Genomic DNA, 9,068 nt, shown 5'->3' with positions numbered 1-9,068 from the left:
AGGCACTAGCTTTAAAGCTGCAAAAAGCGTTTTACAATTTAAGGAATTTAAACTAATATATATTCATAAGTAAAAATTTTAAATGAAAGGAATTGTTTGGTATTAATCAAATTCATGAGTATCTTCGAACAAAATTTCATTAGTAGGAGGTCAATTGTATGAGAAAGCTGAAGTTTGTATCCGTCTCCTTGTTGTTGCTGACCTTACTTGTCCCCTCAGCATTTGCGGAACCCTCAAGCATTCCAATGGATCCAAATGTAAGCCCCGCCGCTATTACGAAGAATCAAGCAACGATGTCTAGTGATCCCAGTCAAGAAGGTTGCAGGTATGAGCCTCTTTCGAACGGAGAACGAATCAAATCATGCGTAGGCCCATGGGTTTGGAAAACCCTCAACAAAAAAGTTGAAAAATACGATTCCCTTCCTCTAACCGATCAACATAAGTTAATTAGCGTAGCGAAAGGTCAAAAACAGAAGCTAGCCCAATCGTTTACGCAGTCCAAAAAAATAACCTCGATTGAACCAAACGTGACTTCGGCTTTTGAGCTTGCGTCCATCTACTCCATCCTTACCGGGAAAAATTCCGATACGATTACTGAACCTTACGATACTTCCAAAGAATACGATGGTCCTGATCCTTCGTCGCCTTACAACACAAGGGAATACTACACTGCGGTCGGTTATGATGAATACAAATTGGATATAACGCTAACCTATTTTTGGTTCAAATCATATCAATATTTTGTCCCGATTCTCGGTGTATGGGTGGACAGAGCCGTTGAACACAATCAGTTTTACGATGCTGGTCTGACTCATAATTTAACCATTCAATTGCCAAAAATCGTAACCTATTCTGTAGATGTGAACCGCTAGTAATGTCCTTTCGGGATGAATCAGGCATAAAAAAAGGAGCCTGACATGTTCAGGCTCCGATGAGAGAACGGCTGCATACGCCGTCCTATCCTTTATGTTGGCGGATCAGCTCCATCTTCTGGTCCCAAGCTTTAGGACTCAGGTCAACGGGATATACTTCCGGATTCAGCTTGCGCAAATATTCCGGCCAGAATAAGGTCAGCTGGTTTCGGTGATGCTCGCGTATGGTTTCCAGCGTGGGCAGCTCGTACACCTGCTTGCCGTCCTCAAAAATTGGACGAAGCATCGGCTGCGCTTCGTATTGCTCCACCGTTTTCGAAATATACGGGTGTACCGGATCGAACAGCTTCAGCGGCTTGCCTTGCTCCACATCGCCCTCGTCCGTTAGCGCGATATAGTCCGCCATCGCCTTATTGGTCTCGCGATTAACGATACGGTATACGTCCTTAATCCCCGGCGTCGTCACTTTTTCCGGATTGCCCGAAATTTTGATGACCGGTACGAAACCGTCCTCCCGCTCGCGGGCAACCAGCTTGTACACTCCGCCCAGCGCAGGCTGATCGGCCGCCGTAATCAGCTTCGTGCCGACTCCCCAGCTGTCGATTCTCGCCCCTTGGGCTTTCAGGTTGAAAATAATGTTCTCGTCCAAGTCATTCGACGCGACGATCTTGACATCCTGCAGCCCCGCTTCGTCCAGCATCGTGCGCGCCTTTTTCGACAGATAAGCCAAGTCCCCGCTGTCGAGCCGGATCGCGCTCATCCGTTTGCCCTGGCTTTGCAGCCATTTGGCCGTTTCGATCGCATGCGGCACACCGCTTTTGATCGTATCGTACGTGTCGACCAGCAGCGTGACTTGATCGGGCAGCGCGGCCGAGAATTTCCGGAACGCCTCTTCCTCCGAATCGTGGTCCTGCACCCAAGCGTGCGCGTGCGTACCCTTCGTCGGAATGCCGAACATCATACCCGCTCTCATGTTCGAAGTGGCGTCGAAGCCGGCGATATACGTCGCCCGCGCGCCCCATACCGCGGCATCCGCCTCTTGGGCCCGCCGCGTACCGAATTCCATCAGCACATCGTCCGGGGCAACCTGCCGGATGCGCGACGCCTTGGTCGCGATCAGCGTCTGGTAGTTCATAAAGTTCAAGATCGCTGTCTCCAGCAGCTGCGCTTCAAAGACGCTTGCTTCGACCCGGATCAACGGCTCGTTCGGAAACACCAGCGACCCTTCCTCCACCGACCATAACGAACCGTTAAATCGGAACTGGCGCAGCTTTTCCAGAAAGGCCGGGTCGTAATTCTCCTCCTGCTCCGCCAAGTACCGGATCGACGCTTCGTCGAATTGCAGGTGCTGAATATATTCGACGATGCGCTGCAGGCCGGCAAACACGGCATATCCGTTGCCGAACGGCAGCTTGCGGAAGTAAGCCTCGAACACTGCCTTGCGGTCCAGCGAGCCGTTGAACCAGTGGGCGTACATCATGTTAATTTGATATTTATCCGTATGAAGCGTCAAATTGTCGCAGCTCATCGTAGTTCCCCTCTCGCTTCGTTAGACGTTTTTATCCGCAGCGCGGACGACTTCGGCGCCCAGCACGTTCTTAAAATGAGTCAGTGCCCATTCATGACCGGCCGGATTGAAGCTCGCGACCGCGTCCTCATGAACAACGATTTTATACCCCTTATTATAGGCATCCACGGCGGTATGCAGCACGCAAATGTCCGTACAGACGCCGATCAGGTGCACCTCGTCGATACCGCGGGCCCGCAGCCGCAGCTCCAGATCCGTCCCGCAGAAGGCGCTGTATCTCGTTTTGTCCATCCAATAAATGCGATCTTGGCTCGCAGAATAGACGTCGTGAAGCCGGCCGTACAGCTTGCGGCCTTCCGTACCACGGATGTTATGCGGCGGAAACAGCTTGTGTTCCGGATGGTACGCATCATTTTCCTCATGAAGGTCGACGGCCATGACGACCAGATCGCCCCCTTCGACAAACCGTTCCGTCAATTCGGCGATTCTTTGCTCCAAATCGATCGCCGGCTGCCCGCACGGCAGCTTGCCGGTAACGAAATCAACCGTGTAATCGATCACAACGAGAGCTTTCATAAGGGCACCTTCCTTTTCCATGCGTCTGCATTTATATAGATTGACAACTCTATCCTTTCGATAATGTCATTATGACATATTTAAAATAAATGTCAAGCCTCATTTTCCGAATCCCATCGCTCCGACAGCCAAGCCATCGTATAATCGGCGACGATCTGCAGATTCGTTCGTCCGTCCGGATTCACGAACGGCTCGTGGCCGCGAAAATAATCCGGATGCCCGCCCGTCAGTGCCAGGCTGATCCGATACGCCGGCGCATGCTTGAAGCGGTCGTACCGGAACCGGTGACGAAGCCCGGAGCCTGTCGCTACCCAGCCGCCCCACGAGCCAAGCCGGGCGATCGGATCACCGCCCTTCGTGCCGATGCCGCGTATGTAAAGCGCCCGTTCCTGACCTGCGGGGCTTACCCGGCATTTGGGTGAGCCGATCTGCACTGTCAAGATATCCGGTAGGGAAAGTGCTGGACGCAGCAGCTCGGCAGCCTGCACGCCTGCCACTCCGCCTCCGCTGTGCCCGATCAGGACGGGGAAGCCGTCTCCGCAGGCGCTGCGGATCGCTTCCGCCGCCCTGCGTCCTCCGATCGAGCGCTCGGCCGCCTGCGGTCTCAACCGCAGATCCCGGTAGATTTCCAGCATCTGAGCCGCAGCCTTCCGGCTCCAATCGCCGTAAGGGAACAGCAGCCGGTACTCCGGCCGGAATCCTTTCGCCTCCAGCCTGCGGCACAGCTGCTCTCCGAACGTATCCATAAAATTCGGCGCCGTCGCCATGCCGGACAATAAGAAAAGCCGCGGTCTGTACGAAATGGACATCTGACCGCTCCTCAGCCTCTGGTCGGCACATCAGCCGGCGGGTCTGCCTGTGCCCCGGCTTCGCCGACGTCTATGATGTCGTATGGGCAAGCTTGGCGAAAATAATTCGGCTTGACGACGCGATCGTCGTAGGACCGGTGGAAAATATGCGTCGCTGCCGGCGAAACCGGAGGAATGAGCCACGTCCAATCCCCGGTTAACGGGCGGCCGCTCCGCTCCTCCTGCTGCTCGAAGCGTCGGAACTGCTCCGCCGCCGTATGATGATCTATAATGCTGACCCCTGCCGACTTAAAGGAATGAAGAACCGCCGCATTCAGCTCGACCAGCGCTCTGTCCTTCCACAGGGATACGTTAGTCGACGTATCCAGCTTCAGCAGCTCAGCCACCTTCGGCAGCATATGGTAACGGTCCGGATCGGCCAAATTGCGTGCGCCGATCTCCGTTCCCATGTACCAGCCGTTGAACGGTGCCGCCGTATACCGGATGCCGCCAATGTCCAACATCATGTCGGAAATAAACGGAACCGCGTACCATTTGAGCCCCAGCCCGGCGAACGAATCGTATTCCGGGTGTTGAATAGGGACCTCCATCACCAAATGTTCGGGAATCGGATACCACCGGGGTTGCCGCCCGTTCACTTGGACGACCAGCGGCAGCACGTCGAACGGCGTGCCCGCTCCCCTCCAGCCCAGGCTCATGCAAGCCTTCGTGAACCGGACGGAAGCCGGATCGCCGACGATCCCGTTCCCGGTTTCATACCCGGCATAGCGGATCAGCTGATGGTTCCAGATGCGGATACGCCGCTCGTCCGTTTCTGCGGCAAACACCGTGATCGAAGGCCTGATCATGCCGCCGTTAGTCCCATAAGCGATATGACGGAATATCGCTTCCGCAATGTCGTCTTCCCGCTCCAGGCCTCTCTCATCAAACACGTTTAGCGACGGCCAAAATAACCTGCCGATGCAGCGGTTGCTGTTTCGCCAAGCCATTCTCGCGCCATGTGCAAGCTCCTCGTAGGTAAGCTCGTAAGTTCCGCGCCCGGAAAGCTCTTCTCGAACGTCCGCGAGCCGACGCCGCGTTTCCTCGCCGCTTTTGCCCAATTCTTCATAGCACAACGTTATAAACGTCGCCGCTTCCTCTTGTATCGCTTGATTCGTCGTCATGTCGTCCTCTTCCGCCGCATTTTTTCCTCCATTATAACCCAGCCCCATGAAAAAAGCTCGCCGCCCGCCTGTCCAAGCCGCCATTTTCACGGTTTCGCGTGTCATTTCATGTCGAATCTGTGGCAAAAGCCGGATTGCTCCCATCCGCCCGGTCTCCCCGACTAAAGTCCAGCTTCCGTACCGCCTTTGGACGGTTTTACCGGACATGCAATTCGTATACAATAGAGACAAGATCTAAACGAACGAAAGACGGGTGACGACGATGAACTTGAAATGGAACATACAGACGATAGGCGGCTTCGTCCTGATGGGAATTGGCATTATCGGATTGATCGGTTGGGGCGGCATCAGCGGATTATTCGGGTATATTTTTGCTCTAGCGATGATCGCCTTCGGCTACTGGCTGTGGAGAACGGCAGACACAACGCTTAAGCGCGTGTGCAGCGGCCTGGTCATGCTGGCGGGCGCGGCGCTCATCATCTTCTGGCTGCCGAAGTTCATCAGCTTGATCCTGGCCGGAGCCGTCATCTATTTCGGCTGGATCCTTGTGAGAATCGGCCAGTCACAAGGGTATCGGAATTGGAAATAAATCGGCGAAAGAGGCGGCCCATGTCTCCCTCCCGCCCGGCAGGATAGCCGGATGGGAAGGACATGGTACCGCCTCTTTTGTTTTGTCCTTCTAAAACTAAAGCGAGTTATACGCGCGGCTTGGCGCGGTTGGTCGGCAAAGCCGTCAGTGGATCGTCTGGCCATACGTGCTTCGGATAGCGGCCCTTCAAATCCTTCTTCACTTCAAAATAGGCGTCCTGCCAAAAGCTCGCCAAATCGCGCGTGACCTGTACCGGTCGGTGTGCGGGGGAAAGCAGATGCAGCAGGAGCGGCACCTTGCCGCCTCCAATGCGTGGCGTTTCCCTCAGGCCGAACAGCTCCTGGAGCCTCACGGCCAGCACCGGCGAGGCCGGATCGCTGTAATCGACCGGGATGCGCGAGCCGCTGGGCACCGTAATGTGCGTTGGCACGAAGTCGTCAAGCTGCTGGCGCTGCGGCCAAGGGAGCATGCCGTCCAGGATCGCGGCCATCGAGAGCCGCTGCAGGTCATCCCGGCTTTTGAGCCCGTACAGATGCGGGCCAAGCCACTCCTCCAGCCCCGCGAGCAGCGCCTCGTCGGAAACATCGGGCCAAGCCGGGTCCACCCGGTGCATAAAGCCGATGCGCTCGCGCAGCTGCTTCGCCGCCTTGGTCCACGGCAGAATGGACAAGCCTTCGGCCGGGATGCCCTCAAGCAGGGCATTCAGCACCTGCTCCGGGTCCGGGGCTTCCACCGGCGCCTCCCGCAAGGTAAGCGCGCCGAGCTTCTCCCGCTTGCGGGCGCGGACCGCTTGAGCTGTCCGGTCCCACGCGACCGCGGTCTCCGTTTCGATATTGCCCGCGAACACCCGGCGCAACTGCTCTTCCGAGATCGGGGCCGCCAGATCGATGCGGCCATCCGCCCCTTGATCATCCAACTCCGCGACGACCAAATATTTCTCGCCATAGAGCGGCTGAGGCCCCGAAAACGAACCGCCCCTGCCTCCGCTCAGCAGGAAGCGTCCGCTTCCTTTAGTTTGCGCGATCCGGTCGGGATAGGCGAAAGCAAGCAGCATTCCGCAGGCGTTCACTTCGTCTCTTTGCTCAAGCGGCAGACCTAGCGCACGCTTCCCCTGCTCGGCCTCCGCCCCGATTCGGCGGCGGGCCGCCGGATCTGCCGCCTGCACGGCGCCCGTTCCGCGAAGCGCCTCCACGCGCAGCCGCAGGTCCGCATTGGGCGAGTCTGGCCGGGAACGAAGCAGGTCGCGGTCGCTTAGCAGCGCGGCCAGCTCACAGGCCAGCCCGCCAAGCCCGAGCGGCACCGCCCGCAGCATCATGTGCGCGAGCCTGGGCGATACGCCAAGCTCGGCCATGCGGCGGCCGTGCACGGTAACCGCTCCGTCGTTCCCCAGCGCGCCGAGCTGCTTCAGAAGCGACACCGCCTGACCGTAGGCGGCTGCAGGCGGCGGCGTCAGCCAAGCGAGCCGCGCCGGATCGGAGACGCCCCAAGCGGCAAGCTCAAGCGCTAGAGCGGCCAAATCCGCTTCCATGATCTCGGGCACCCGGTGAGGCACCAGCCGGCGCTCCTCCTGCTCCGTCCAGAGCCGGTAACATATACCGGGAGCCGTACGTCCTGCACGCCCGCGACGCTGGTCCGCCGAATCCCGCGAGACGGTAACCGTCTCCAGCCGCGTCATGCCCGTCCGGGGCGAGAACCGCGGCACGCGCATCCGGCCGCCGTCGACGACAATGCGCACCCCTTCTACGGTTAAGCTCGATTCGGCGATGGAGGTGGCGAGCACGACCTTGCGCTGCCCCGGAACGCTCGGCGCAATGGCCGCGTCCTGCTCCCCTTGAGCAAGCTGCCCATACAGCGGAGCGATCCGTACCTGCGGACCTAGTCCCGCTTCGAGCAGCAGCCGTTCCACGCGTCGAATTTCTCCCGCTCCGGGCAAAAACGCCAACAGATCCCCTTCTTGGGCGGCCAGCGCCTGTCGGATGCACGCTGCGACCGCCGGCTCCAGCTTTCCTTCCACAGGCTTGCTTAAATACCGCGTCTCCACGGGGTAGCTGCGGCCCTCACTGACCACAACCGGCGCATCGCTCATCAACGCGGCGACCGGTGCCGCATCCAGCGTAGCCGACATGACCAGGATGCGCAGGTCGTCCCGCAGCTCCGCTTGCGACTCCAAAGCAAATGCCAAGCCCAGATCCGCATGCAAGCTTCGTTCATGGAATTCGTCAAAAATAACGACGGCCACGTCCTCAAGCGCGGGATCGGCCTGCAGCAGGCGCGTAAGCACGCCTTCCGTGATGACTTCGATGCGCGTTTTCGGTCCGACCTTTGTATCCAGCCGGACCCGGTAACCCACCGTTTCGCCGACCTGCTCTCCGAGCCGGGACGCCATGTACCGGGCAGCGGCTCTCGCAGCCAGCCGGCGCGGCTCCAGCATCATAATTTTGCGTCCGGCCACCCACTGCTCGTCCAGCAGCGCGAGCGGCACGCGGGTCGTCTTGCCCGCGCCGGGCGGCGCTACAAGCACGGCATTCGTGTGCTCGTTCAGCTTCTCCTTCAACTGCGTTAAAACGCGATCTATCGGCAGTTCTCCCATGTTCGTTCACTCCAACGTACGGCAAATTCGGTTTTTATTGTACCATAACCGCACAAAGAAAGCCCCATAAACGGGGCTGAGCTTGTTGAGAACGTGGGCAATTGAGGTAATAGAGGATAAGAGGTGGTGGGGTATCTACTTCCGGTCGCTGCTCCACCCCACAAAGTGAAGTTGAATCGGGGAAGCTTAGTCCGAGTACTTTGCGGGGACCCCGGGTCAGCTGGAAACTTTGATTGAAGCCGCTTAGTAGCGGATATTTCCCGCAGACAAAGGCGAACGCTATCGCTCCTCCAGTAGATACCCCACCTCCGTATGTTTTCTATTTTTTATAATGACCACTTTCTCAACAGCCTGAGCCCCACAAACGGGGCTCAGCCTGTACGCCTCTCGAATTATTGAAAAAAAGCAATTCCGAGCACGCCCGAGAGGACGATCACCGCGAGCGGATGCAGGCGGTATTTGATCAGAGCGCCGAGACATACCGCCAAAATAATCAGCATCCCGACCGTATGCCAGCTCATCCAATCGGCTCCGCTTCCCGGCAAGCTGAAATGAATGGCCGCGTAAACGATCATCCCGGTCACTACCGGCTTCAGTCCGTAGAAGGTCGCTTTGACCCATTGCCGCTGCTGCATTCGGAAAAAGAACGCGGCGATAAGCACGATTATTGCCAGCGACGGCAGCACCATGCCAAGCGTCGACAGGATCGCACCGGGAACGCCGGCGGCTTCGTAGCCGATCAAGGTGGCGCTGTTCGTCGCAATCGGTCCGGGAGCCATCCCCGCCAATGCGACGGTATCCGTAAACTGCCGCTCCTCCATCCAGCCGTGGACCAGCACCTCATGCCGAATCAGCGGAATCATCGCATACCCTCCGCCGAACGAGACAAGACCGATTTTAAGAAACACCGCAAACAAGCTCCATAGCATATCCGTCACCCC

Annotated in this window: 8 protein-coding genes; 2 read left to right on the top strand and 6 right to left on the bottom strand. The window is 57.7% G+C overall.

Annotation, left to right across the window (positions count from 1 at the left end; translation table 11 throughout):
* Positions 1-158 precede the first annotated feature (158 nt).
* Positions 159-872, top strand: coding sequence for a hypothetical protein (locus tag QMG93_RS16005; protein WP_281938106.1), 714 nt, complete (start codon positions 159-161; stop codon positions 870-872).
* A gap of 85 nt (positions 873-957) precedes the next feature.
* Here QMG93_RS16005 and QMG93_RS16000 read toward each other — a convergent pair whose 3' ends face one another.
* The 4 genes from QMG93_RS16000 to QMG93_RS15985 form a co-directional block, all read right to left on the bottom strand.
* A complete protein-coding gene (locus tag QMG93_RS16000; protein WP_281938105.1) occupies positions 958-2,400 on the bottom strand; it encodes a nicotinate phosphoribosyltransferase in 1,443 nt (480 codons plus the stop codon).
* A 21-nt stretch (positions 2,401-2,421) separates the two neighbouring features.
* Positions 2,422-2,976 (bottom strand): cysteine hydrolase family protein, encoded by a 555-nt coding sequence (locus QMG93_RS15995; protein WP_281938104.1) that lies wholly within the window; start codon positions 2,974-2,976, stop codon positions 2,422-2,424.
* A 92-nt stretch (positions 2,977-3,068) separates the two neighbouring features.
* On the bottom strand, positions 3,069-3,785 hold the full coding sequence (locus QMG93_RS15990) for a hypothetical protein (RefSeq protein ID WP_281938102.1): 717 nt from the start codon (positions 3,783-3,785) through the stop codon (positions 3,069-3,071).
* An 11-nt stretch (positions 3,786-3,796) separates the two neighbouring features.
* On the bottom strand, positions 3,797-4,948 hold the full coding sequence (locus QMG93_RS15985; protein ID WP_281938120.1) for a nitric oxide synthase oxygenase: 1,152 nt from the start codon (positions 4,946-4,948) through the stop codon (positions 3,797-3,799).
* A gap of 262 nt (positions 4,949-5,210) precedes the next feature.
* Here QMG93_RS15985 and QMG93_RS15980 point away from each other — a divergent pair, with 262 nt between their 5' ends.
* On the top strand, positions 5,211-5,537 hold the full coding sequence (locus tag QMG93_RS15980) for a hypothetical protein (RefSeq protein WP_216794047.1): 327 nt from the start codon (positions 5,211-5,213) through the stop codon (positions 5,535-5,537).
* Positions 5,538-5,643: 106 nt separating this feature from the next.
* Here QMG93_RS15980 and hrpB read toward each other — a convergent pair whose 3' ends face one another.
* Together hrpB and QMG93_RS15970 are read right to left on the bottom strand one after the other, a co-directional pair.
* Positions 5,644-8,127: an ATP-dependent helicase HrpB gene (hrpB, locus tag QMG93_RS15975; protein WP_281938101.1), complete on the bottom strand. Its 2,484-nt coding sequence runs from the start codon at positions 8,125-8,127 to the stop codon at positions 5,644-5,646.
* 392 nt (positions 8,128-8,519) lie between these two features.
* Complete coding sequence (locus tag QMG93_RS15970) at positions 8,520-9,056, bottom strand: chromate transporter (RefSeq protein WP_281938118.1); 537 nt, start codon at positions 9,054-9,056, stop codon at positions 8,520-8,522.
* Positions 9,057-9,068: the final 12 nt, after the last annotated feature.

This window comes from Paenibacillus tyrphae (assembly GCF_027925525.1).
Lineage (GTDB): Bacteria > Bacillota > Bacilli > Paenibacillales > NBRC-103111 > Paenibacillus_G > Paenibacillus_G tyrfis_B.
Note: the sequence above shows the minus strand (reverse complement) of the source record. Positions and strands in the feature narration are given on the sequence as shown.